Annotated in this window: 17 protein-coding genes; 11 read left to right on the forward strand and 6 right to left on the reverse strand. The window is 73.2% G+C overall.

The annotated features are described in order from the left end of the window. The first annotated feature begins 15 nt into the window (after nt 1–15). The 5 genes from FRAQA3DRAFT_RS23505 (at nt 16) to FRAQA3DRAFT_RS23525 (ending at nt 5,170) form a co-directional block, all read left to right on the forward strand. Nucleotides 16–843, forward strand: coding sequence for a CTP synthase (locus FRAQA3DRAFT_RS23505; protein ID WP_009741548.1), 828 nt, complete (start codon nt 16–18; stop codon nt 841–843). Nucleotides 844–946: 103 nt separating this feature from the next. After that, on the forward strand, nt 947–1,783 hold the full coding sequence (locus FRAQA3DRAFT_RS23510) for an undecaprenyl-diphosphate phosphatase (RefSeq protein WP_009741549.1): 837 nt from the start codon (nt 947–949) through the stop codon (nt 1,781–1,783). Between the two features lie 171 nt (nt 1,784–1,954). Then, nucleotides 1,955–2,710 (forward strand): SRPBCC family protein, encoded by a 756-nt coding sequence (locus FRAQA3DRAFT_RS38300; RefSeq protein ID WP_009741550.1) that lies wholly within the window; start codon nt 1,955–1,957, stop codon nt 2,708–2,710. Nucleotides 2,711–2,966: 256 nt separating this feature from the next. Further along, complete coding sequence (gene add / locus FRAQA3DRAFT_RS23520) at nt 2,967–3,977, forward strand: adenosine deaminase (RefSeq protein WP_009741551.1); 1,011 nt, start codon at nt 2,967–2,969, stop codon at nt 3,975–3,977. Nucleotides 3,978–4,000: 23 nt separating this feature from the next. Continuing rightward, complete coding sequence (locus FRAQA3DRAFT_RS23525) at nt 4,001–5,170, forward strand: glycerate kinase (RefSeq protein WP_009741552.1); 1,170 nt, start codon at nt 4,001–4,003, stop codon at nt 5,168–5,170. Between the two features lie 77 nt (nt 5,171–5,247). On the opposite strand, the gene FRAQA3DRAFT_RS23530 is transcribed toward FRAQA3DRAFT_RS23525, so the two are convergent. Then, the gene (locus tag FRAQA3DRAFT_RS23530; RefSeq protein ID WP_009741553.1) at nt 5,248–6,048 is read right to left on the reverse strand and encodes a peptidoglycan-binding domain-containing protein; all 801 of its coding nucleotides are present in this window, start codon (nt 6,046–6,048) and stop codon (nt 5,248–5,250) included. Between the two features lie 501 nt (nt 6,049–6,549). On the opposite strand from FRAQA3DRAFT_RS23530, the gene FRAQA3DRAFT_RS23535 reads away from it, so the two are divergent. Together FRAQA3DRAFT_RS23535 and FRAQA3DRAFT_RS23540 are read left to right on the forward strand one after the other, a co-directional pair. Beyond that, nucleotides 6,550–7,641 (forward strand): GNAT family N-acetyltransferase, encoded by a 1,092-nt coding sequence (locus FRAQA3DRAFT_RS23535; protein ID WP_232291721.1) that lies wholly within the window; start codon nt 6,550–6,552, stop codon nt 7,639–7,641. Nucleotides 7,642–7,990: 349 nt separating this feature from the next. Then, nucleotides 7,991–8,569 (forward strand): hypothetical protein, encoded by a 579-nt coding sequence (locus FRAQA3DRAFT_RS23540; protein ID WP_035921403.1) that lies wholly within the window; start codon nt 7,991–7,993, stop codon nt 8,567–8,569. Nucleotides 8,570–8,709: 140 nt separating this feature from the next. Here the strand turns inward: FRAQA3DRAFT_RS23540 and ahcY are convergent, their stop codons facing one another. The 3 genes from ahcY to FRAQA3DRAFT_RS23555 all read right to left on the reverse strand — a co-directional run bounded on the left by ahcY (nt 8,710) and on the right by FRAQA3DRAFT_RS23555 (nt 13,736). Further along, nucleotides 8,710–10,146, reverse strand: coding sequence for an adenosylhomocysteinase (gene ahcY, locus FRAQA3DRAFT_RS23545; RefSeq protein ID WP_009741556.1), 1,437 nt, complete (start codon nt 10,144–10,146; stop codon nt 8,710–8,712). A gap of 217 nt (nt 10,147–10,363) precedes the next feature. After that, nucleotides 10,364–13,156, reverse strand: a complete 2,793-nt coding sequence (locus tag FRAQA3DRAFT_RS23550; RefSeq protein ID WP_009741557.1) for an RND family transporter — start codon at nt 13,154–13,156, stop codon at nt 10,364–10,366. Nucleotides 13,157–13,529: 373 nt separating this feature from the next. Then, nucleotides 13,530–13,736, reverse strand: a complete 207-nt coding sequence (locus FRAQA3DRAFT_RS23555; RefSeq protein ID WP_035923390.1) for a DUF1918 domain-containing protein — start codon at nt 13,734–13,736, stop codon at nt 13,530–13,532. A gap of 712 nt (nt 13,737–14,448) precedes the next feature. Here FRAQA3DRAFT_RS23555 and FRAQA3DRAFT_RS23560 point away from each other — a divergent pair. After that, a complete protein-coding gene (locus FRAQA3DRAFT_RS23560; RefSeq protein WP_009741559.1) occupies nt 14,449–15,564 on the forward strand; it encodes a phosphatase PAP2 family protein in 1,116 nt (371 codons plus the stop codon). 3 nt (nt 15,565–15,567) lie between these two features. Here FRAQA3DRAFT_RS23560 and FRAQA3DRAFT_RS23565 read toward each other — a convergent pair whose 3' ends face one another. Continuing rightward, nucleotides 15,568–16,788, reverse strand: a complete 1,221-nt coding sequence (locus FRAQA3DRAFT_RS23565; RefSeq protein ID WP_009741560.1) for an acetyl-CoA C-acetyltransferase — start codon at nt 16,786–16,788, stop codon at nt 15,568–15,570. Between the two features lie 179 nt (nt 16,789–16,967). On the opposite strand from FRAQA3DRAFT_RS23565, the gene FRAQA3DRAFT_RS23570 reads away from it, so the two are divergent. Continuing rightward, nucleotides 16,968–18,773, forward strand: a complete 1,806-nt coding sequence (locus FRAQA3DRAFT_RS23570; RefSeq protein WP_009741561.1) for a C2 family cysteine protease — start codon at nt 16,968–16,970, stop codon at nt 18,771–18,773. Nucleotides 18,774–18,780: 7 nt separating this feature from the next. Here FRAQA3DRAFT_RS23570 and FRAQA3DRAFT_RS23575 read toward each other — a convergent pair whose 3' ends face one another. Further along, nucleotides 18,781–19,638, reverse strand: coding sequence for a universal stress protein (locus tag FRAQA3DRAFT_RS23575; RefSeq protein WP_009741562.1), 858 nt, complete (start codon nt 19,636–19,638; stop codon nt 18,781–18,783). A 1,671-nt stretch (nt 19,639–21,309) separates the two neighbouring features. Between FRAQA3DRAFT_RS23575 and FRAQA3DRAFT_RS23580 the strand changes: the two genes are divergently transcribed. Then, nucleotides 21,310–22,941 (forward strand): hypothetical protein, encoded by a 1,632-nt coding sequence (locus FRAQA3DRAFT_RS23580; protein WP_009741563.1) that lies wholly within the window; start codon nt 21,310–21,312, stop codon nt 22,939–22,941. Between the two features lie 120 nt (nt 22,942–23,061). Further along, complete coding sequence (locus FRAQA3DRAFT_RS23585) at nt 23,062–24,798, forward strand: FAD-dependent oxidoreductase (protein WP_009741564.1); 1,737 nt, start codon at nt 23,062–23,064, stop codon at nt 24,796–24,798. The last annotated feature ends 59 nt before the right edge of the window (nt 24,799–24,857 follow it).

Here is a 24,857-nt window from a genome sequence, read left to right on the forward strand (position 1 = left end):
GCCGACGATCGACGCATGACCTCGAGCGCACCCGTCACCCCGGCCGCACCCGTCACGCCGGCCGCACCCGTCACACCCGTCGCACCCGTCACACCCGTCGCACCCGTCGCGCGTGTGGCGCTCGTCGGCGACCGCAGCGCCGAGGTCGCGGCGCACGGCCGCATCCCCGACCTGCTCGACGCGCTGCGCCGTCGCGACGGACTGCCGGTGGACGCCTACTGGATCCCGACCGACGAGGTGGCGGCCATGGGCCCGCTCGACGGCTTCGACGGCATCTGGCTGGTGCCGGGCAGCCCCTACGCCAGCGAGGCGGGCGCACTCGCGGCGGTCCGCACGGCGCGGGAGCGGGGCATCCCCTTCCTCGGGACCTGCGGCGGCCTGCAGCACGTCGTGCTGGAGTTCGCCCGCTCGGTGTGCGGCTTCGTGGACGCGGCGCATGCCGAGGTCGACCCCGATGCGCCCCACCCGCTGATCGTGCCGATTGCCTGTGCCCTGAACGGTCACGAGGGCGCTGTTCGGATCACCCGGGACTCCCTCGCCGAACGGGTCATCGGCGCGGACCGCACGGTCGAGCGCTACTACTGCTCATACGGGATCAACCCGGACCACATCGGACTGCTGCTCGCCCACGGCCTGCGGTTCAGCGGGGTGGACGAGTCCGGTGACGTCCGCGTCCTCGAACTGCCCGGCCATCCCTTCTTCCTGGCGACGCTGTTCCAGCCCGAGCTCGGCTCGGAGGTCAGCCGCCCGCATCCGGTCATCCGTGGCTTCGCCGAGGCCGCGGTGGCGACGGCCGCGGCCCGCCGCGCGTCGGCGCGGGTGACGCGGCGAACGCTCGGCTGAGCCGCAGCGACGCCGTACCGCCCCACCGGCCGCTGCGATCATGCCCGTCATAGACTTCCCTCCCGGTCAGCAGGCTGACGGGTGCCGGTGAGGAAGGGGCCATGTGAACGTCCTGGAAGCGGCGTTTCTCGGCGCGGTCGAGGGGCTTACCGAATTTCTGCCGGTGTCGAGCACCGGCCATCTCACGATCCTGGAGAAGCTCCTCGGTTACAACATCGACGATGCCGATATCACCGCTTTCACGGCGATCATTCAGGTCGGTGCGGTGTTCGCCACCCTGCTCTACTTCCGGCATGACTTTCGGCGGATCCTGACCGCCTGGGGGCGGGGGATCGCCAATCCCTCCTGGCGGGATGACCCCGACTACCGGTTCGGCTGGGCGGTGATTCTCGGCTCGGTCCCGATCGGTCTCGTCGGCGTCGCATTCAAGGACCAGATCGAGACCACGCTGCGCAGCCTCTGGTTCGTCGGCACCGCGCTCATCCTCTGGAGCGGGGTGATGTGGTACGCCGATCACGCCGGGACGCAGAAGCGCCACGAGGAGGACGTGACCTGGCGGGACACCCTCGCCATCGGGGTCGTCCAGTGCATGGCGCTGATTCCCGGGATCTCCCGCTCGGGGGCGACGATGTCGGCGGGCCTGCTGCGCGGTCTGGATCGGGTGACGGTGACCCGGCTGTCGTTCTTCCTGTCCATCCCCGCGCTGATGGCGGCGGCCGCGCTGCAGGTGCTGACCGAGGCCGGGAACATCTCCGACGGAGTGGGCTGGACCGCGACCATCACTGCCACAGTGGTCAGTTTCGCCGTCGCCTACGTGGCCATCTCATGGCTGCTCAAATTCGTCGCGAAACACAGTTACAGCGTTTTCATCGGCTATCGGATCGCCCTCGGGGTGACCGTGATCTTCCTGGTCAGTACCGGGATCGTCGAGGCGACCTGACGCCGCGCCGCCGTCCACGCCCGGCCCGGTGCCTGCGGTCGGTACCGCACCGGGCGGCCGCTCCACCCGCGCCGCGGTGCTCCGTCCTCGATGTCCTGCTCGCCCGTGTGTTAGGGGCTGCCGGCTGGGGATGAGCGTTGCATCCGACACCGAAGTCAGCCGGGAGGAAGCATGGCGAGCACGGTACAGGAATCGATCGAGGTCCACGTCCCGATTCGCACCGCCTACAACCAGTGGACGCAGTTCGAGTCCTTCCCGAACTTCATGGACGGTGTCGAGTCCATCTCGCAGCTCGACAACACCCACACCCACTGGAAGGTGAAGGTCGGCGGGCGGGAGCGCGAGTTCGACGCCACGATCACCGAGCAGCTGCCCGACGAGCGGGTGGCGTGGAAGAGCACCGAAGGTACCTCGCATGCCGGCGTGGTGACCTTTCACCGGCTCGCGGACGACGAGACCCGGGTGACGGTCCAGATGGACTGGCAGCCCGAGGGACTCGCCGAGAAGGCGGGTGCCGCTGTGGGCCTGGACGAACGGCAGGTCAAGGCCGACCTCAAGCGGTTCAAGTCGTTCATCGAGCACAACCAGAGCGAGACCGGAGGCTGGCGCGGCGAGGTGCCCCGGCCTGACGCCGCCGGGTCTGCCGGCACGGCGGAGGGCTCCCGTGCGGGCCAGGAGCCGGGCGACACGTCCTTCGGCGCTCCGGGCACCCCCGGCACTGGTGGTGCCTCGGGTACTGGTGGTGCTCCGGGTACTGGTGGTGCCTCGGGTACTGGTGGTGCTCCGGGTACTGGTGGTGCTCCGGGCACTGGTGGTGCCGCGGGCACTGGGGGCGCGCCGTACACCCCTGGAACGGGTGGCGCAGCCGGTGGCCCGGCCTCCGGAACCCAGGACCGGAACCCGGGCAGCCCCGCCGGCGGCTGGTGAGCGCCACTGAGCGGTGAACGACGAGCGGCGCGGCCGGTCCCGGTATCGGGCCGGCCGCGCCGCTCGTTACCTCCGTGTGCTCCCCGGTGCCGTCCCCCGCCCGCGTGCTGGGAGGTGACGGAGAGGTAACAACCTTCCGCCGACCTGACACGGCCCCGCGGGACCGGCATAGGTTTTGATCCACCGCCCCGCCGGCATGTGATAGTCCGAACGCCGGGGGCGGCATCAAGCCGTGCCGCGAGGAGGAAGGACGCCGATGCGGGACCTCCGTTCCCTGCCCAAGGGCCATCTGCACCTGCACTTCGAGCTGGGGATGCGGCCGTCGACGCTGGCCGACCTGGCCGCCGCCGCGGGCATCCCGACCCCCCGGACCAGGGGCTTCACCGAGTTCGGCGGATTCAGCGACGTGATCGGCGGGATCCTGCCGGTCTTTCGCCAGCCGGCGGACTTCGAGCGGCTGGTCGACGAGATGGTCAGCGACGCGGCCGACGAGGGCATCGTGTACCTCGAGCCGAGCTTCTGGCCGTACGCCCACCTGGGCGTGTTCGGCAGCGCCGAGGCGGCCTGGGAGACCGTGCTGGCCCGATCGGAGCAGGCGAGCGCCCGGTACGGGGTGACCGTCCGCTGGATGGCCGCGGTGGACCGCGTGTACGACTCCCCCGAGCAGGCGGTGGAGGTGGCCCGCACCGCCCTGCGCCACGCCGACCGGGGGATCGTCGGTCTCGGGCTGCACAACGACGAGAACGGCTGGCCGCCGGAGCCGTTCGCGGCGGCGTTCCGGCTCGCCCGAGAGGGCGGCCTGCTGTCGACCCCGCATGCCGGCGAGCTCGACGGCCCGGAGTCGGTGCGCGGCGCCATCGAGACCCTGGGAGCCGACCGCCTGCAGCACGGCATCCGGGCGATCGAGGACCCGGGACTCGTCGACGACCTGCTCGACCGGGGCACGTGCCTGGACGTCTGTCCCACCTCCAACCTGCTGCTGTCGGTCGTGCCGTCGATGGCCGCGCACCCGCTGCCGGCGCTGCTGCGCGCCGGGGTGCGCTGCTCCATCAACGCCGACGACCCGCTGCTGTTCGGCCCCACCTGCCTGGAGGAGTACGAGCTGTGCCGGCGCGAGCTCGGCCTGTCCGACGAGGAGCTGGCGGCCTGTGCGCGTAGCTCCGTGCTGGCTGGCGCGGCCCCGGAGCCGGTGCGGGCGGCGGCCCTGGCCGGCATCGACGCCTGGCTCGCGACGCCGGTCCCGCTGACCGCGCCGGCCGCCGGCTGAGCCGGGCGGCAGGCGCGGACGCTGTGGTGGGCCCGGAGGGTGGCGCCGGCTCGGCGGCGGGTGACCGGCCGCGGCGGGTGGTCATCGCCCCCGACTCGTTCAAGGGCTCGGCGACCGCGACGGAGGTCGCCGCGGCGCTCGGGGACGGCTGGCGCTCGCGGCGGCCCCACGACGAGATCGTGGCGCTGCCGATCGCCGACGGCGGTGAGGGCACCCTCGATGTCTTCGCCGCCGCCGTGCCCGACTCGGTGCGCCACCCGTTGCGCGTGACCGGCCCGGACGGGCGCCCGCAGGACGCCGAATGGCTGGCGCTGCCCGGGGGCGTCGCCGTGGTCGAACTCGCCCGGGCGAGCGGGCTGCCCCTGATGCTGGCCCCGGACCCGCTTCGTGCCCAGACGATCGGCCTCGGTGAGGCGCTGGGGGCTGCCCTGACCGGCGGCGCCAGACGGATCCTGGTCGCTCTGGGGGGTTCGGCCTCGACGGACGGTGGCACCGGTGCCCTCGCCGCACTGGGGGCCCGCTTCCTCGACCCGCGTGGGGCGGTGCTGCCACCGGGCGGGGGTGCGCTGGCGAGGCTCGCCCGGGTGGAGCTGTCGGGGCTGCGGCCCCCGCCGCCCGGGGGGGTGCGCTGCCTCGTCGACGTCGACGCCCCCCTGCTGGGCCCCGCCGGCGCCGCTGCCGTGTTCGGCCCGCAGAAGGGGGCTGGCCCCGCCGACATCGACCGGCTGGCGGCCGGGCTGCGCCGCCTGGCCGAGGTGCTCGGCGGTGAGCCGGCGGCCGCGGGGGCGGGCGCGGCCGGCGGCACCGCCTACGGCCTTGCCGCGGCCTGGGGGGCCGACCTGGTGCCTGGCATCCGGACGATCACCGAGGCGGCCGGGCTGCCCGCCGCGCTCACCGGGGCCGGCTGGGTGGTGACCGGCGAGGGCCGCTTCGACCGGACGTCCCTGGCGGGCAAGGTGGTCGGCGGGGTGCTGGGACTGGCCCGGGCGGCGGGCGTGCCGGTGCTCGTGGCCGCGGGCCAGTTGGATGCCCCCCGTCCGGAGGGGGCCATCGCCGAGGTCGCCCTGGCCCGGTTGGCGGGTGGCACGGAGGCGGCGCTGGCCGAGCCGCTGCGCTGGCTGCGCGCGGCCGGCGCGGAGCTCGCCCGCCTGGCCACGGCGGCCCCGGCCGCAGGTCCCGCCGCTGCCGGCTGACGCACCGTTGCCGGCTGACGCACCGTTGCCGGCTGACGTCGCGGCGGGGAGGTGCTGGCCTGGATGGGCGGGACGGCTCAGACGGTGCGGTTCATCCCGGTGAGGATATAGCCGATCTTGCGCCAGGTGTTCGGCCCGCAGATGCCGTCGTCGGGGATGCGGCCGAACCACGGGGACGCGTAGCGCTGCAGCGAGGCCACCCGCGCGGTGGTGCGTGGCCCGTACCCGCCGTCCGGATCGATCCGGTTGGGATCGCCGGTCGGCGCCTCGTGACCGAAGATGATGTTCAGGGCGTTCTGGAGCTCCACGACGTCGGCGCCGCGCGCGCCCTCGCGCAGCGTCGGCCGGCCGGCGTACCGGTCGCGGGGATCGGAGGCCGCGCCGCGGTCGCTACCGAGCGCGAGCGACAGGATGTCGCGGCGGCGTGCCGCGCGGAGGTCGCCCGGGCAGCTGTGCCCGCCCCATGCCTGCCCGCCCATCCGATGGGTGCCGAGGCCGTATCCGTTCGGCGAGTCGGCGAGCTCCCCCTTCCAGCCGAACGCCTGCATACCCCATCGAAACAGCTCGGCCAGCCTGGTGATTTGTGCCGGTGTGTAATCCTCGGTGTCGTAACCCTCGCATTCGCAGGAGATCCAGTACGGATTCCCGGCTGCCTGCGCCCAGGCGCGCCGATCAAACGGAACGTACTGCTCGAAGTCGCCGTTTCTGGACAGCCACAGATGGGAGCTGACCTGGCTGGCGGCGTTGTCGAACCAGCCGAACAGCGAGCCGGTGCCGACCTGGACGTGCGCGATGAGTCCGCGGGTCGGCTGGATCATCGTGCCGGACGTGTTCCGCACCGGCCGCAGCCGGGCCGGCGGGTAGAGAGTCGGCGCCATCGTCAGCGGCCCTCCGGCGCGCACGCGTCGCCACGACAGGTCCTCGTCTGGAAAATCACGATTCCGGGCCGCTTCCTCTTCGTGCGTCGATGGTCCGTGCCGATCGATGCGGTCGGCGCTGACCGGTACAGTCCTGCTTTCTACTCGGCGCGCCGAGATGGTCGCGATGCCGGGTCGGTGGTTGTCGGTCCGTATCGGGCAGGATGCCCGGACACACCGCCCACGGAAACCTGATCGCCGCGCACCGGCGGACGGCGCCAGGCCGGTGGCGACCCGCGTCACCGGGTCATCCAGGAACAGCCAATGACTACCCTTGGCAATCTCTCTGCTGGACTTGGGTGACGCTGGGATCGGCGGGAGGTGAGGGCCTTCCGTGCCGGGATCGCCCCGTTCGGGGGCCCGGCTCCGGACTTACCCGACAGCCGGCTGGCGGTCCCGGCGCCTAGACTGCCGGCCTATGTCCGGAGCTGGTCACCGTGTCCCCCAATCGGACCAGCGCTGGTGAACGGGCACCCCGGCGATACCGCCGTCACCGTGGTCGCGGGAATGCCGCCGCGGGCCGCGTTCGACCTGCGGTACGAGGTCTTCGTCCGGGAGCAGGGCGTGCCGCCGGAGCTGGAGTACGACGGCTTGGACGCCACAGCAGACCATGCCGTGGTCCTCGACGCCGACGGTCGGGCGGTGGCCACGGCCCGCCTGCTCGATCCGGGGCCCCGTCAGGCGGGCGCGGAGCCGGCGGGGGTCATCGGGCGGGTCGCGGTCGCCGCCGCCTGGCGTGGCCGGGGCCTGGGCCGCCTGGTCACCGCGGCCCTGGAGGGACGGGCGGGGGAGCGTGGCCTGCCGGCCGTCGAGTTGCACGCCCAGACGAGGGCGGCGGACTTCTACGCCCGCCAGGGGTACCGGTCGATCGGCGAGCCCGACGTCGAGGCGGGCATCGAGCATGTGTGGATGCGCCGCGAGCTGGTCCCCGGCCTGCGGCGGGTGCGGGACTCCGACGCCGTCGCCCTCCAGGACCTGATTGCGACCGTATGGGCGGAGTACCCGGGCTGCGTTCTCGACGTCGACGCCGAGGAGCCGTGGCTGCGGGCCCCCGGGACGGCCTATGCGGCAACCGCGGGGGAGCCCGCACGGGCCTTGTGGGTGGTCCCGGCGGACCCTGCCGCCCCAATCGGGCCGGCAGGCTCGGCAGGGCCGGCAGGCTCGGCAGGGCCGGCAGGCTCGGCAGGGCCGGCAGGGACGTCCGGCGTGGTGCTCGCCAGCGTGGCCGTGTGGGCCCGGCCGGTGCCGGGCCTCGCGGCGGCGCCCGAGTGGGCCGAGCTGAAGACGCTGTACGTGTCCGCCGCCGCCCGCCGCCGGGGACTCGCAGCGGCCCTGGTGCGGCGGGCCGAGCGCGAGGCCCGGTGGTGGGAAGCGCGGCAGATGCGGCTGTGGACCGACACGCGGTTCACCGACGCTCACCGGCTGTACCGGCGGCTGGGCTACAGGGCCACCGGCCACAGCCGCGACCTGCACGACCTCTCCGCGACAACCGAAATCGAGTTCCGCCGCCCGCTGTCCCCGCTGAACGGACTGCCGGCCCCGCCCGGGATCTGAGCCGGCTGGCCTGACCCCGTCGGGGCCCCGAGCCTGCTTGCCTTTCCAGCGGCCTGCGCGTCCGATTCCCCCCTCTGGAAAGGCAAGGAAGGGGTGGCCGGGGGCGGTCGGGTGGGCGGTACGGCTTGTCGGCGTCGGGGCGCCGCGATCGAAGTCCCAACGTCCCGCCAACTCTCGCTATCCTGGCGGGCGCTTGCTGTTTTATTTACGGGAATCCCGGACCAAATGGTGGAACGGGTGTTCCGATCCCGCGCAGACGGCTCATCCGACGGTCGTTCCGCGGCCGGGTTCGACAAGGAGGCATTCAATGCCGTATGCCGCATCCTCGCGACGGCGGGCCGTGCGACCGATGCCCGCCCCCGCGGCGGGCACTCCCGCTTCCGGCGACGATCACCAACCATCCCGGCCTGGTCCGCGCCGGCGGGGCCGATGCTCCCGCGGATTCCGTCCGGCGCGCACGACCCTCGCGGCGGCCGGCGCCACCATCGCCCTGACCGGACTGCTCGCCGTCGCCGACGTCGGGGTCGCCCGCGCTGGCGGCGTCGTCTGGGCGAGCTGCCCGTCCGGCCAGGTCAGCGAGGTCAGCGTGCCGGCGTCGGACGGGGCCCCGGCGACCGGCGCGACCTGGCTCGAGGCCGGCTACTACGCCCACATCGCGACGTCCTGGCCGCCGTCGACGGCGCAGTTGTGCCGGACCGAAGCCGGCCGTGGGCCCGACGCGGGCGAGCCCACGTTCCGGTTCGAGCACCAGGGCTGCCCGGGTGGCGAGGTGACCTTCGGTGTGCCGCGCCCCGCCGTCGAAGGCGGCAGCGGCGTCGACGGTCCGCCGGTGACCTGGGGGACGTACCTGCCGGACGGCTGGTACGACCTGGAGGACACCAGCGACCCGGCGTGGACGTCGGTCTGTTGGTCGTCCGGGCAGCGCTGAGCGCCGCGCCCCCGGCGGCGCGCGCCCGGCGCAACGGAACAGGGCCGTCCGGCACCGAGTGGTGCCGGACGGCCCTGCGTCATGCCGCCGTGCGAGCCCTGATCATCTCCGGCGGCGAGGGCCTCCGATGAGGGCGGCCTTTAGTAGCGGTAGTGGTCGGCCTTGTACGGACCCTCGACCGGCACGCCGATGTAGTCCGCCTGCTGCTTGGTCAGCTCGGTGAGCTTCACCCCGAGCGCGTCGAGGTGGAGCCGGGCGACCTTCTCGTCGAGGTGCTTGGGCAACACGTAGACGCCGACCGGGTAGCTCTCGGTCTTGGTGAACAGCTCGATCTGCGCGATCACCTGGTTGGTGAAGCTGTTCGACATCACGAAGCTCGGGTGACCGGTCGCGCAGCCGAGGTTCATCAGCCGGCCCTCGGCGAGCACGATGATCGAGTGGCCGTCCGGGAACACCCACTCGTCGACCTGCGGCTTGATGTTGATCTTCTCGATGCCCGGGGTCCTCGTCAGGCCGGCCATGTCGATCTCGTTGTCGAAGTGTCCGATGTTCGACACGATCGCCTGGTGCTTCATCGCGGCCATGTGGGCGGCGGTGATGATGTTGAAGTTGCCGGTGGTGGAGACGAAGATGTCGGCGATCCCGACGACGTCCTCGAGCACGGTGACCTGGAAGCCGTCCATCGCGGCCTGCAGCGCGCAGATCGGGTCGATCTCGGTGACGATGACCCGGGCGCCCTGGCCGCGCAGCGCGTCCGCACAGCCCTTGCCGACGTCGCCGTAGCCGGCGACCACGGCGACCTTCCCGCCGATGAGCACGTCGGTGGCGCGGTTGAGACCGTCGATGACCGAGTGCCGGCAGCCGTACTTGTTGTCGAACTTCGACTTCGTCACCGAGTCGTTGACGTTGATCGCCGGGAAGGCGAGCGTGCCGGCCTTGGCCATCTCGTAGAGACGGTGCACGCCGGTGGTGGTCTCCTCGGTGACGCCCTTGATGGTGCGCGCCGCCTCGGTCCAGCGACCGGGCTTCTCGGCGATGGTGCGACGCAGCGTCTCCAGGACGATCGCGTACTCCTCGCTGTCCGAGGGGTCCGTCGCCGGGACCGCGCCGGCCGCCTCGAACTGCGCGCCCTTGTGCACGAGCAGGGTCGCGTCGCCGCCGTCGTCGAGAATCATGTTCGGCGCGCCGCCGTCCGGCCAGGCCAGCGCCTGGTCGGTGCACCACCAGTACTCCTCGAGGGTCTCGCCCTTCCAGGCGAAGACCGGCACGCCCTGCGGGTCGTCCTTGGTGCCGTTCGGCCCGACGACGATCGCGGCGGCCGCGTGGTCCTGGGTGGAGAAGATGTTGCAGGAGACCCAGCGGACGTCGGCGCCGAGCGCCACCAGGGTCTCGATGAGAACCGCGGTCTGGATCGTCATGTGCAGGGAGCCCATGATCCGGGCACCCTTCAACGGCTGGCTGGCCGCGTACTCCGCCCGGGTGGCCATCAGGCCGGGCATCTCGTGCTCGGCAAGACGGATCTCCTTGCGGCCGAACTCGGCCAACGCGAGATCCGCGACCTTGAAGTCGAAACTCATGCCTTCTCCTTCGACGCTCGGGCGGCTGCCGAGCCTGGGCGGCGGGTGCGGAGTCCCGGGAACCACCCGCCGGCGGCGGTGGCCGTCATGCGCCAGCCCGGGAACACGTTTCTTGAGCGTGCCACATGCGGGCAGGGGAACGAAGACCCGGGCTGGCCGGGTGGCGCGGCCGCGGAATCGCGTGGTTATGGCGGGGCAACCCGGCCCGTGTTTTCCCTCACCCGGGCCGTGATGCCCGCTGAGCTGGTTCGACACCCGGTGCTGGTGCGGCCCCCGGGGCGACCGACCCCACGCCACCGTCACCGGCTGCGTCCGAGTCGGTGCGAGGGGTGTCGTTCCTCTGGGTGGCACCGACCTTCTCTGTAGCCGCGTGTCCGCTTTCGCGGTTTTTGTTCGACTGTGGCCCCGGTCCCGTCCCCAGCCCCAGCCCCGGTCCCGGTCCCGGTTCCGTCGTGGCGGCGCCGCGGCCGCGGCGGTGCACCCAGCCCCGCTCGTCGGCCCAGACCAGCAGCGGAGGCAGGACGACCAGCGCGGAGAGCAGGGCGACCGCTACGTTCAGGGCGACCAGCAGGCCGAAGTCCCGCAGCAGCGGCAGCGAGCTGAACGCCAGCACGGCGACGCCGATCACGGCGGCCAGCGCGGAGACGAGGAAGGCGCGCCCGGTGCGGGCCGCGGCCGCCTCGACCGCCTCGAGCGGCCCCAGGCCCCGGCGGCGTTCCTCCAGGTGGCGTAGCACGAGCAGCGTCGTGAACTCGGTGCACAGCGCGATGATCAGCGGACCGCTGACCGCCGTGAGCGGGCTCAGGTCGACCCCGATCAGCAGGGCGATGATCGAGCTGAGCCCCACCGCGATCAGCACCGGCACCAGCGACAGCACCGCCCGCACCAGGCTCCGGTTGTACAGCACGAGCAGGACGAACACCGCGGCCAGGGCGTAGTAGGTCAGCTCGACCCGGTTCTCGGCGAAGTTTTCCAGCAGCCCGGTGCCGACGACGGCGAGCCCCGACGGGGTGGCGCTGATGCCGGCCGGGGGGCGGACGTGGTCGCGGATGCCGTCGACGACGCCGGCCTGGCGCTCCAGCGACCCGGAGCCGGTCCGGAAGACGAGGTTCAGCGCGTGGTGCTCGCGGTTGACCATGGCGCGCTGGATGTCGGGCGGCGCCACCTGGTAGGCGAGCCGGATGTCCGCGCCGGTCGGCATCACGACGCCTGTGTTCGGCACCTCCATCATGAAGCTGATGGTCGTCACCAGGCTGGAGGCGTCCAGCAGGTCGTCGGGGTGGGCCGCGAGCTGCGCGTTGGCGAACCTGCCGACGAAGTCCGCCGTCGCGTCGTCGAAGACGTCGCCCGACTGGACGAAGATGCCGAGCTCGCTGGCCGAGCCGGTGCTCGCCCGCAGCGTGTTGATGTTCTTGATCACCTGGCTCTGCTGGTCGACCCACTTCTCGGGGTCGGTCTGGATCGTCAGCCGGTCGTCGGCGGCGATCCCGCCGATGAAGATCGCCACGGCGACCACGACGAGGGGGATCGCGGTGATCCGCGGCAGGGCGCCCAGCCGGATGACGGTGCGGCCGAGTGGGCCGTGGGTGTAGTCCTTCGGCGGCGTGGGCCGGCGCCGTTCCCGCGCGCTCAGCGACGCGGCGAGCAGCAGCACCGTCGCGGCGACGATGACCGGCAGCCCGAGCGCGAGCAGCGTGCCGAAGTCGCGGATCATCGGGACCTGGCTGAACTCCAGGGCCAGGAAGGCGAGCACGGCGGCGACGGTGGCCAGCCCCAGCGCCGGCAGCAGCCCGGCCAGGGCCGCCGCCACGGGGTTGCCGGCCCGGTCGAGCTGGGCTTCCTCCTCGACCCGGCTGTGGAGCTGCACGGCGAAGTCGATGCCGACGCCGAGCAGGACGGGCAGGCCGGCGATGGTCACCACGGACAGCGGCACGCCGATGTAGCCCGCGAGGCCGAAGGCCCAGATGAGCCCGACCCCGACGACCCCGAGCGGCAGCAGCCGCCAGCGCACCGCGAACGCGACGACCAGCAGCCCGGCCATCAGAGCCAGCGAGATGGCGCCCAGGGTGAGGAAGCCGCCGCGGAGGTAGTTGTTGATGTCCCGGAGCAGCACGGCGGCGCCGGTGGTCATCATCGTCGCGTGGTCGAACCGCAGGCCGGAGGTGGCCCGCTCGACGATCCGCGCGCCCTCGCCCTCGGCTTCCAACGAGGCGTTGCCCTCCAGCCGGGTGACCATCTGGGCGGTCGACGCGGTCGGGAAGAACGGCCGCAGCGACTTGCGGATCGCGCCGGTGTTGTCGTGGAGCAGGAAGTCCACCCAGGCCGGGTTGTCGAACGTCCGCTGCGCCTCGGGGATCGCCTGCATCCGCTTCAGGGTGGCCAGCGAGTCGGCGAGGCGGCGCTGCGCGGAGCCCGGATCCGGATCGCGGCTCTGGGCGCCCAGCAGGATCTTCGCGGCCGGGCTGTCGAGGACGTTGCCGTTCTTGCTGCGCACCAGGTTGTCGGTGAACTCCAACGCGGTCAGCGGGGTGATCACCGACTGGATCCGGGGATCCGCGTCGAGTTCTTTCTGCAGGGCCCGGAACTGCTCGATGTTGTGCGCGGTGAACAGCTCGCCGGCGCCGGCGCCGCGTTCGATCGTGAACAGGGTGAGCATCGCCTGACCACCGAACAACGACTGGTAATCGACGTTGTCCCTGGCCACCCGCGAATCGCTGTTGAGGTAGTTGTCCTGGCCGGTGGTGAACTCCAGCCGGTTCAGCCCGTAGCCGAGGACGAGCGTGACGAGCAGGGTCACCACGGCGACGACACCGGATCGCCGGCCGTTGCGTGCGACGAGCGCCCGCCAGCGCCCGCCCGGGCCGTCCGGCGGGTCGGCGGGCCCGCGCGCCCGTGGACCGGTCAGGTTCCGGGAGAAGGGGCCGCCGGTATCCGCGTCGGACGAGCTCGTGCGGTCGGTCGGGTCAGGGGGGCTCGTCGGATCATCGGCTGGCATGGTGCTTGGCGGCATCGGGCACGCTCCGGAGTCTTCTTTGGCCTCCGGATCAACGCAAAGTGACCGGTCGGTCCGAGGGCTGCACCCCTCGGTGTATAGCGTAGATCACATCCCAGGGGAGTAGCTCGGACGTTGATCTTTTCTACAACTTCCGAATGGAACCGAGGGGGCACATTGCGTAATCGGCGGCGGAGGTCTCGACGCCTCATAGACGCAATGCTTTCCCAGCGCCCCTCGTTCGGCCTGAAAGTGGCCGTATGAAGGGGTGGTCCGGGGAGCGACCCCGCACCTCCCCCATGCGTTGCCCGATGGTGTCGGTACGCGGCGACTGCGGCGTGATCGTCGACGGTCGGCCGGCGAATGCCGGGCCGACCGTCGACGGGGGTGGTCAGATCCGGACCGTCTCCCGGGTGACGTGGAGCTCGACGAGCGAGTCGCAGCTCGGGAAGAACAGCCCCTCGTGCCCGTCGTCCCATCGCACGACGTACGGCGGACCGCCGTCGGCGCCGCGTACCTCGATCACGACGCCGTGCCGTTCCGGGCTGCCCACGGTGCGGCCATGGACGACGAACCTGTCTCCGACGGATGCGGACATCATGGCGGTCGACCTCCCTGCCGTTGTGGTGACCGATGGCATGCACCTGCGCTATCTGCGTAACACGGCGGCCGCGGCCCGGCTGGTCGGAAGTCCGAAAGGTCGCCGAAGTCGCCGCCGATCCCGGATGAGGCGGGCGGCGGGGATCACGGGCACCGCCGGGACTGCGGGGGTCCCCGTCCGGTCACACCCGCCGCCGCCGCCGGATCGTTCGGTCTACGCCGTTGCGGCCGCCCGCCGCGGCGGCCGGCGTACGTTTCGGTAGGGCGCCGGCGGCGGATGCCCGTGCGCCGGCACGGCGCCCACATCCGGTGGACGGCGCCGGTAACCGGGCGGCGGTGGGCGGCCGCGAGGGGCGCGGGCGCCGGGGCGAGGCGCGGGCGGCCTGGCGGTGCCAGCGGCATACTCCGGCGGATGTCCCGAAGCGATCGGTAGGTCGGACGAGGACCTACCTGTGGCGAAAACGAAGGTAGTGGGTTCCCCGTTGTTAATCTGCGGGTAAGGCTGCTGGGACAGGTGATCGCTCGCTCGACGTCGGTCTCGCGGCCGGGACCGCTACGCGACCCAGCGGGAGATGTCGAGAAGAGTTCCGCGGACTGAGCCCTATCTCACATCTCTTTCCCGGCCTCCCTTACCGATCGGTCGGTAGGAATGATGGATGGGTTAACGGGAAGTGTCGTCATGGGGAGGCGGAGATGGTTCGGGGCTGCTCATGGTGAGCACGACGGGCCAGACCCTGATGGGCGCGCCGGTCCGGGCGGCCTCGGTGGCCAGGGGCTCGGGTCGGGGCAACGGACCTGGTCGGGCGGTCGGCACGCTGCGCACCAGCGCCTTCATCCTGGGTCAGGTCGTTCTGCTGGGCTCGTTGTACTGGCTCTACGGGCTGGGCCGGCACTTCGCCGTCGGCCGGGAGCTGGAGGCCCTGCACCACGCGCAGCGCGTCTGGCACGTCGAGCGCCTGTTCGACCTGCCGAACGAGTCGTCCATCCAGTCCCTGGCGTTGCGCTCCAGCCATCTGCTGGAGTTCGCGAACCGCTTCTACGTCGGGGTGCACTTCCCCGCGGCGATCGCTTTTCTGCTCTGGGTGCTGATCTTTCAGCGGCCGTCCTGGCGCCGGGTGCGGACGGTCATCCTGGCGTCGACCGGCGTCGCGTTGCTGATTCACATCGCCTACCCGCTGGCGCCCCCCCGTTTCCTGCCGCGGATGGTGCCCGGAGTGAAGCTCGTCGACACCGGGGCGGTGTTCGGGCCGTCGCCCTACGGGCCGCACGACACCGTCGCCAACCAGTACGCGGCGATGCCGAGCCTGCACATCGGATGGTCGATCCTGGAGGCGTGGGGGGTGATCACCATCCTGCGCACCCGGGCTCGGTGGCTCGCCATCCTGCATCCGATCATCACGACCATCGTCGTGGTCATCACGGCGAACCACTACTGGCTCGACGGCATCATCGGCGGCGGCCTGGTCGTGACCGCGGTCCAGCTCACCCGGCCGGAGGTCCAGGCCCGGCTGCGGCTGTGGGCCATCGCCTGCCGGCTGCCGGTCCGGGCGCTGCCCGCCGCGGCGATGGCGTGCGGACCGGCGCCCGGCGGCGTGACCCGTGATCTTCCAGGGGCCACCGGCCGGGCCGTACCCGAGGTGCCGCGTGCCAGGGAGGGCGCCTCGGCCGTCTCCGGCGCGACCGTTGCCCGCGCCATCGACACACCGGACGGGGGGACGCCCGGCGCCGCCCCGCCCCAGCGGGCCGCGGCCGAGGATGCCGACGATCCCGGCGGCCGACCCGCGGGCAACGCCCCGGGGGACGCCGTCCCGAGCCCCGGCACCTGACGGTCAGGAAAGCCGCTCCAGGACGAGCGCCATGCCCTGGCCCCCGCCGATGCACATCGTCTCCAGGCCGATGGTCGCGTCGGTGGTGCGCAGTCCGTTGATCAGGGTGGTCAGCATCCTCGCGCCGGTCATGCCGAACGGGTGCCCCAACGCGATCGCGCCGCCGTGCACGTTCAGCCTCGCGAGTTCGATGCCGAGCTCGCGGTAGGTCGGGATGACCTGCGCCGCGAACGCCTCGTTGAGCTCGACGAGGTCGACGTCGTCGATCGTCATCCCGGCCCGGGTGAGCGCCCGCCGGGACGCCTCGACCGGGGCCAGGCCCATGATCTCGGGTGACAGTGCACTGACCCCGGTGGAGACGATCCGGGCCAGCGGGGCGACGCCCAGCTCACGGGCCCGGGTGTCGCTCATCACGACGACCGCCGCCGCACCGTCGTTGAGCGGACAGGCGTTGCCCGCGGTCACCGTGCCATCGGGGCGGAAGACCGGCGGCAGGGCGGCGAGGGCCTCGATCGTCGTGCCCGGCCGGGGCCCGTCGTCGGCGTCGACGACCGTGCCGTCGGGGAGCCGGACCGGGGTGAGCTCCCGCTTGTAGAAGCCGGCGGCGATGGCCTGCTCGGCGAGGTTCTGCGACCGGCAGGCGTACTCGTCCTGCTCGGCGCGGCTGACCCCGGTGAGCCGCGCGACGTTCTCCGCCGTCTGGCCCATCGCCATGTAGACGTCGGGCAGCTCGCCGTTGCGGCGGGGATCGATCCACGGCGGGGAGCCCGCGCCGGCCCGCGCCGCGGTGCGCGCCTGAGCGCCGGCGAAACTGGGGTTCTGGGTGTCGGGCAGGCTGTCGCTGTTGCCCTTGACGAAACCGCTGACGACCTCGACCCCGGCGGCGACGAACACCTCCCCCTCCCCGGCGCGGACGGCGTGCATCGCCATCCGGATCGCCTGCAGGGACGACGCGCAGTACCGCGAGACGGTCGTGCCCGGCACGCCGTCGAGGCCGAGGCTGACCGCGACTACCCGGCCGATGTTGTGTCCCTGCTCCCCGCCGGGCAGCCCGCAGCCGAGGATCAGATCGTCGATCTCGTTGGGGTCCAGCATCGGAACCTGGTCGAGAGCGGCCAGGATGATCGTCGCGGCGAGATCGTCGGCCCGAAGTCCCCGCAGCGTGCCCTTGAAGGCCCGCCCGATCGGTGAGCGGGCGGCGGCGACGACGACGGCCTCGGTCACGGACGCCCTCCCGGAAGCTCGGCGCCGCGGTCGCTCGATCGCGGGGCACACCTGGCTAAATGATCAAACTTTAGCGCGGCCCGATGCCCTCGGTCGCGGCCACGTGGCCGGGGCGGCGATGCCGGATCGGCGGGTTACCCTTCGATCATCGGGATGGACCGAGCCGGACGGACGGGCGGATGCGCGAGGGACCTGCTCCGACGGGTGGTGCCGTGGTGTCGGCCGGGCCCGCCGACGATCTGTGCCACCACGCCGCCGCGCTGCGCCGGCTCGCCATGGGGGTGGCTGCGGTGCTGACCGGGGTCCGGACCGCGGACGCGGGGAGCTCGCCCCTGCGGGCCCGCCTCGACGGCCGCGTGCTCGCCTGGCGGTCGGCTCTCGACGCGGATGCCGAGGCGCTGTGGGCCCGTGCCGCGCTGCTCGATCGGCTCGCGGCAGGATGGGTGCTCCCCGCCCGTCCCCCATGGCCCGCCGCGGCTGTCTCGCCCAGATCGCCTTCGTCGCGCGTGTCGTCCGGGTCGCCCGCGCCAGCCGAGGCACCGGTCGCGGGAGTCGGCGCCGCGGCGGTTCGCTTCGATCCGGTCCTGACGGGCGTCCTTGCCGCGCGCCTGCGCGCCACCGCGGATCGGGCCGCGGCGCTCGGCCGCGCGGTGGCCGCCGCCGTCGGCGAGGCCGACCGGGCCATGGCGCGAGTGGGCGGCACCGGGGCGCCGGGACCGGTCCGGATGGGCGGGTCGGCCGGACGGGGGCTACGGCTGGTGGCCGTCGAGGCGCCGGATGCTGCCGCCGACATCGAGCTGCGGATGGCCCGGTTCGCCGCTGCGCCGATCACCCTGCGCCGCGCCAACCCGATCGATCCACTCGAACGGGTCGGTTGGACGCCCGGCGCTCGGCCCGCGTCACCGGCGGTCCTCGCGGTGGCGGCGGGACTGCTGGCCCTGTTCGATTCCGCGCCGGACGTCCCCGGCGTCGAGCGGCTGCGCGCGACACGCGCGCGCCTGGCGGCCCTGCCGGCTCCGGCCCGCGCGGGAGTGATCGGGCTGCTGCGCGGCGGGCGGTTGACCGTCCTCGCCGCGATGGCCGCGCGGCTGGCCGGCACGCCGAAGCCGGGGGCGGTACTCGCCGCGGCCGAGCTCGCGGGCCTCGCCGACGATCTGCTCGCCGGGGCGCCGACGGACATGCTCGGCGAGCTGGTGCGGGTGTTGCCATGGCTCGAACCCGCCGCCCCGCTGCCCGCCGGCGGCGAGCGGTCGGGGCCGGTGCTCGGCGTGGACCGTTCCGGTGACGCCATCGTGCGCGACGGCGCCGATCCCGGTGACGTGGGGCAGGGCGGCGTTCCCGACTGCTACCTCGCCGCGGTGCTGATCGGCCTCGCGCGGCAGGACCCCGCCCTGCTCGCCGAGCGGCTGCGACGTAACCCCAACGGCACCGTCACGATCACCTTTCACCCGGGCTCGGGCGCGCCGGTCGGCGTGACGGTGACCGCGACGCTGTCCGCAAGCCGGGTCCCCGCCCCCGTGCCACCCGGCGGCGGGGAGGGGCGTGGCGTGGCCGTCCAGGAGATCGCGATGGACGGCGACAACGCCGCGGGCCGGCCCGAGCTCTGGCCGGCGCTCTACGAGAAGGCGTACGCCCGCCTGCACGGCGGATACCCGGCGATCGGGTTCGGCAGCGCCGCGGTCGCCCTGCGGACCCTCACCGGGCGGCCGGTGAGCCGGCGAGCCGCCCGCGCGAGGAGCGTCGTGGACCTCGCGGCCCTGCTCGGCCGGGGCGAGGTCGTCGTGCTCACCACCCGGGCCCGGACCGGGCCCGGCGGCCTCGTCGCCGCCCACGCCTACCCGGTGCTGGCGGTGGATGCCGCGCGGGGGCGGGTGCTGCTGCGTAACCCCTGGGATCCCCCGCCGGGCGAGGACAACGTGCGGTGGTACGCCTGGTCGCAGGTCGTTGCGGACGTGCACGCGGTCGTGCACGGGCCCACCAGGTGACGGCCGGCTACCGCCTGCGGATGATCGCGACGGGGGTCGGGCAGTGAATCATGCACTGATGGCTCACCGAACCCAGCAGCAGCTCCGCGAACCCGCCATGGCCGCGGGCGCCGACGACAACGAGGTCACACTCCCGGCCGGCGGTGAGCAGCGCCTGGGTCGGTGAGTCCGGCACCACCCGGCGCCGCAGGTCCAGCCCGGCGGGCAGGGCGTCGTACACCTGGGCGACGGCGTCGTCGAGTGCGGCCTGGGCCTGCTCCTCCAGCGCTTGGGTGATCTCTCCGGGTGCCTCGGCGAAGGGCAGCGGGATGGCCGCGAGCCAGGCGTGCACGGCGATCAGCGCAACCCCGCGCCGGTCGGCCTCCGCGGCGGCCCAGGCCAGGGCGGCGAGCGAGTTCGGGGAGCCGTCCACGCCCACGGCCACCGCTCGCGCCGGTCGGTCCCGGGCCTGCGCCGGGTCGCCACCGCGGGCGATCACCACCGGCGCCGGAGAGTGCACGGCCACCGAGGTGCTGACCGAGCCAACCCGCAGCCGGTGCAGCAGGCCCCGCCCGCGGGCCCCGACCACGATCATGCGGGCGTCGTGCCCGACGGTGAGCAGAGCCTCCGCCCCGGGCTGATCCACGACCTCCTCGGCCACCGGGACCGAGGAGCCGGCCGGCGCCGTGGCGATCACGGTCTCGTGCAGCACGTGGGCCGCCTTCTCGGCCAGGCCGTCGGCCGTCTCCGGCCGCGGCGGACCGCCGTGCCCGATTCCGACGACGGCCCGCAGCCCGCAGCCGTGCCGCTCGGCCTCGTCGAATCCCCAGCACAACGCCGCGCGGGAGCCGGGTGAGTCGTCGACCCCGACCACGATGTCGGCCATCCGCCGCCTCCTTCGCCGCCCGAGTGGCGCCGCGTCCGCGGAAGCACAGTCGAAATACCCCACCCGCCGGTGGGGAACCCTCGGCGGGCGGGCCCGGGCCGGCGGCCCGCAGGAAGGCCCGGCCGGTCCGGGGCGATCCTCCGGCCACGGCCGCCGGGGGCCGTGGCGTGGTGCCTCCATAGGCAGACAGATGGGTCCGATGTTCCTGGCCGCCGTCTACCGGCCATCCGGAGGGTCGAAGCGGGAGATGGCCGGATGGCGACCCGCCTCGGTGGTCCCACCGTGGGTTGCCGCCGTGTACGCGCTATCCGGGACCTGTTCATCCCACCTGTCGGCGGGAAAGTCGGCGGAGCATGAGGTGTGGTTGGGCGGGGCTGGCCACTCCCGGCCCGAGATCGCCTCGGCTGGCCGCGATCCGGCAGTGATCCATACCGGTCGTAGATCCTTTCCATTTCGGGTTGAGCGCGAATCGCGGTGATGCCGGGGCGGCATTCGTCACCGGGTGCGACCGATGTTGCTGGCCGTGCCCCGTCCCGGATTCCCGGCATTGATGTACGGGCCGGCCGCGGCCGTCGCCGTCGGCCGGTGGTTGTCGCGCCGTGCTCCGGCCGAGTCGAGTGCCGGACGCGAGGTGAAACGACGCCGGAATCGCTTGGTGAGATCGCACAAAGATATGACTGCTTGTTCGGAAGGGTTTTCGTCCTGCCGTCCGCCGATTGGCGCGCGGGTGCGGTGTGCTCCTGCCCGCCCGGTGGCGAAGAATCGCCTTGCTCTTCGCGGCTCGAACCGTCCATGGAATGCGTCCGTCCGGTGTCTGTCATTCTCGCCGCCGGCACCGCGGGCGATCGCCGCCGCGCCGATGTGGCCGGGCTGTCGCCGCGGCGGCCGGGGCCGCGGCCGGCCCGTCCGGCTCCCGGCGGTGTCGGGGGCGCGGGCCGGGGGCGCGGGCCGGGGGCGCGGGCCGGGAGTGCGGACCGGGAGTGGGGCCGGGAGTGCCGCTGGTGAATGGCTGCCCTGGCAGGCTGCGGGCGGCCGATGAGGGGGCGTGATTCGGCGCTGCGGGCGACGCCGGGTCCCGATCCGGCCGCGTGCGCGGCCCGGCGGGCGGCGGTCCGCGGACGCGGCCGGGACGGTGGCCGGCGCGAGGCGCCGCCGGGCGGGCCACCGGCGGGGAGAACCCGGGCCGGGCGAGCCGCGGGGCGCGGGCGTTGCGCCGAAGGCGTCGTACCGACCGACGTTGATGCCGCGCCGCTGGAAATCGGGAGGCTGTGCCGGAAGAAACAGATTAAACAGGCTACTGATTGCCGTCGGCAGAGTAATTCGCTGAATTTTTCGGCCGCTCGGAACTGCTTTCCGGATGGTCTGGTGTGGCCCTTTCGTGGCCGCGTCGCCATCTTTTTGCTTGGAAGCAGTCGGGCGATGTTTGATGTTTCTGTCACACCACGACTACCCAACGGCGGTGATGGAGTCATGTCCTCTTCATGTGACCGTGGTGGCCCTCCACTGGAGCCGCTTGACCCGGTGCGGAGTACGGTGCCTGAACAGACGTCGACCCGCTCTCGCCCCACCGAGCCCGTTCCGGTGGGGCTGATCCCCGGACAGCCGGCCGTGACCACATCGGGTCCGGGCAGTCCGCCAGCATCGAGTGACCCAGCCGAGGGAAGGAGGCATGTGCCGCCGGACACGATCCAGCTCACCATCCCCGGTGCTCTGGTTTCGGTTCAGGCGGCGCAGGAGCCGGGAACCCTGATCGCCGACCGCAGTGGATGGCAACGGGCCGTGTTACGCGCGTCCATGCCCTCCGCGGCGAAACTCGTCGCGTGCACCCTGGCGAGCCACGTCGCCGAGGCGCCGCAGTTCCTGCCTGCCGGGGCGGCGGTGAGCGGCCCCGGGCTGGTCACCCTGCGGGAGGAGACCGGCTACAGCCGGACCCATGTGCAGCGGCAGGTATCCCTGCTGCGCAGGCAGGGTTGGCTGACCACGGTGGCGCGGCCGGCCGCGGGCCGGACGACCCGGTTCGCCCTGAGCATCCCGGATTCGATGGTGCGGGCCGGTCTGGTCCGCCTGGTCGAGGCGACCGACGAGGCGCGCGGCGGGGCGAATACGACCGCGGAGTCCTCGGACGGATCGGGCCGCCGCCGCGGGCGCCGCAGCCGCGCCGGATCCCACACGAAGGGCGGCGCGCGGCGCCGCACCCGCGCGATGGCGACGGCGGGCAGCGAGGCGCAGGACCGGGCCGGCGGCTTCGTCGTCGATCTCGTACCCTCGCGCGACCGTGGCCCCTGGGGCCCCGATGCCCACCAGCGTCCCGATGCCCACCAGCGTCCCGATGCCCACCAGCGTCCCGAGGACCGGCCCTTCGAGGACCGGCCCCGCGAGGACCACCCGCACCAGCCGGCGGACGCTCCTGCCACGACGGGCACATCGGGCACCGTTGACGCAGGCGCACCGGCGCACCACGTGGCGCCCACCGCCGCCGAGCCGATCTCCACCGAGCCGATCTCCACCGGGCCCGCTGTTGCGGAGTCCTCCTCCGGGTGGGCCTCCGCCGGGCCCGCTCCGGGCGGGTTCGCGCCCGCCGGGTCACCCTCGGCAGCTCCTCCGACTGCGTCAACCGGTCCCGGGGTGTCGTCTCCCTCCACCGATGCTGTCGGCGCGGTTGCGTCCGCGGACGCCCAACAGCAGACGCCTGCGGATCACGCCGCGGCGAACCAGGCGCCCGCGGAGCAGACCGTGGCGGACGAGACCCCGGCGCCCACGGTCCCGCTGCCCCCGCCGCCGCCCGCGCCGATGACCCTCGCCGCCACCCAGGTGATCAACGTGCTGGCGACCGCGATGCGCCGCCCGACCTCGGACTTCCTGGAGATCTTCGGCAAGTTGCAGGTCATCTTCGACGAGGACAACTGGGATCCGGTCACGCTGGCCCTGCACCTCGTCCACATCATCCAGACCGGGGTGCTGGTCGGGGACGGCGACGAGATCGACAACCTGTCCTGGCGCCTTGACCGTCTGCCGCGGGCCTCGACGGACTGCGAGTGCCGCTCCTGCCGGGAGCGCCGGGCCGACCAGTTGAAGTCGCCGTCAGCCCCTTCCCCCAAGGGTCGGTTCACCCGCTCGGGCGGGGCGGGCCGCGGCGCCAGCCGGCCGGCTGCGGCCGAGCCGAAACGTTCCGCGGCCGCGCAGACCGAGGCGCCGCCCGTGGAGATCCCGCGGCCGCCCCTCGAAGCGATCGAGCGAGCCGCCCAGGCGGCGCGGGAGGCCCGGCTGCGGGAACGGCAGCAGGCTGCGGACGGCGCGGCCTGACCGGTTCCGGCGCGGCCTGACGGGTTCGGTGGCGGCGAACCGCGTGCTTCGAGCGGTGTTGCACGGGCCGGTCGGTGGCTCATCATGGGAAGCCGGCGTCGACGGCGGCAGGTGACGGGCATGGCGGAAAGCGGATCCGGCAGTGGTCACGACGCGGATGTGATCGTGGTCGGTAGTGGCTTCGGGGGCAGCGTCAGCGCATTGCGCCTCGCGGAGAAGGGCTACCGGGTCCTCGTCGTCGAGGCGGGCCGCCGGTTCAGCCCGCAGACGCTGCCGCGCAACAACTGGCACATCCGCCGGTTCCTGTGGCTGCCGCGGCTGGGCTGCCACGGCATCCAGAAGATCACCTGGCTGGGGCGGGTCATCGTGCTGTCCGGGACGGCGGTCGGCGGTGGCTCGGTCGTCTACGCGAACACCCTGTACCGACCGCTCGACGCCTTCTACACCGACCCGCAGTGGCGCGGCATCACCGACTGGCGTGCCGAGCTGGCGCCGTTCTTCGAACAGGCCGAGCGGATGCTCGGGGTGACCGCGAACCCGACGACGACCTATGCCGACGAGGTGTTCCACGCGGTCGCGGACGAGATGGGCGTCGGGCCGAGCTTCGCGCCGGCACGGGTCGGGGTCTTCTTCGGCCGCGACGGCCGGCAGGAGCCGGGAGTCCGGGTACCCGACCCGTACTTCGGCGGGGCCGGGCCCAGCCGCACGGGCTGCGTCGAGTGCGGCGAGTGCATGACCGGCTGCCGCCGAGGGGCGAAGAACACGCTGGACCGCAACTACCTGTTCCTCGCCGAGCGGGCCGGCGCGCAGGTCCTGCCCGACACCACCGTCACCGCCGTCCGCCCACGGCCGGCCGGCGGGTACGAGGTCGACGTGGTCCGAACGCCCGGCCTGCCCCGGCGTGGGCGGCGGACGCTGACCGCGGGGCAGGTCGTGTTCGCCGCCGGCACGCTCGGGACCCAGCGTCTGCTGCTCTCGGCGCGCGAGCGCGGCGACCTGCCCGCCCTGTCGCCCCGGCTCGGCGAGCTCACCCGGACGAACTCCGAGTCGATCCTCGGCGCGACGCGGTTCCGCCCGGACCGCCGGGTCGCCCGCGGAGTGGCGATCACGTCGTCGTTCTACCCGAACGGGCAGACCCACGTCGAACCTGTCCGCTACGGCCGGGGCAGCAACCTGATGGCCCTGATCAGCGCGGCGATGACGGATGGCGGGGGCCGGACGCCGCGCTGGCTGAAGTACCTGCGGGGGCTGCTCGTCCGCCCGCACCACGCGCTGGCCATGGGACTGCCCTGGCGCTGGTCCGAACGGACCATGATCGCTCTGGTGATGCAGTCGCGCGACAACTCGCTGACCGTGTCCCTGCGGCGCGGCCCCCTCGGCCTGCGCTGGCTGACCAGCCGGCAGGGCCACGGCGATCCGAACCCCTCGTGGATCCCGGAGGGCAACGACGCGGTCCGCCGGATCGCGGCCCGGATGGGCGGCTACCCCGGCGGCTCCGTCAGCGAGATCGCCGACATCCCGATGACCGCGCACATCCTCGGCGGCGCGCCGATCGGCGCGGACCCGTCCACCGGGGTGATCGACCCCTACCAGCGGATCTTCGGGTACGAGGGCCTGCACGTGGTCGACGGCGCGGCGATCTCGGCGAATCTCGGGGCGAACCCGTCACTGACCATCACCGCGCAGGCCGAACGGGCCATGTCGTTCTGGCCGAACGAGGGGGAGCCGGACCCCCGCCCGCCGCTGGGCCAGCCCTATCGGCGGGTCGATCCCCGCCCGCCGGTCCGCCCGGCGGTACCGGCGAACGCCCCGGGCGCCTACCGCATCGGCGCACCGGTCACGGCGCCGCACCGTTGAACCGATCACCGGCCGCACGTGCGCCCGCCCCGGCCGGGGGCCGCCGGGCGGGGCGGTGA

The organism is Frankia sp. QA3 (assembly GCF_000262465.1).
In the GTDB taxonomy this organism is placed as follows: Bacteria; Actinomycetota; Actinomycetes; order Frankiales; family Frankiaceae; genus Frankia.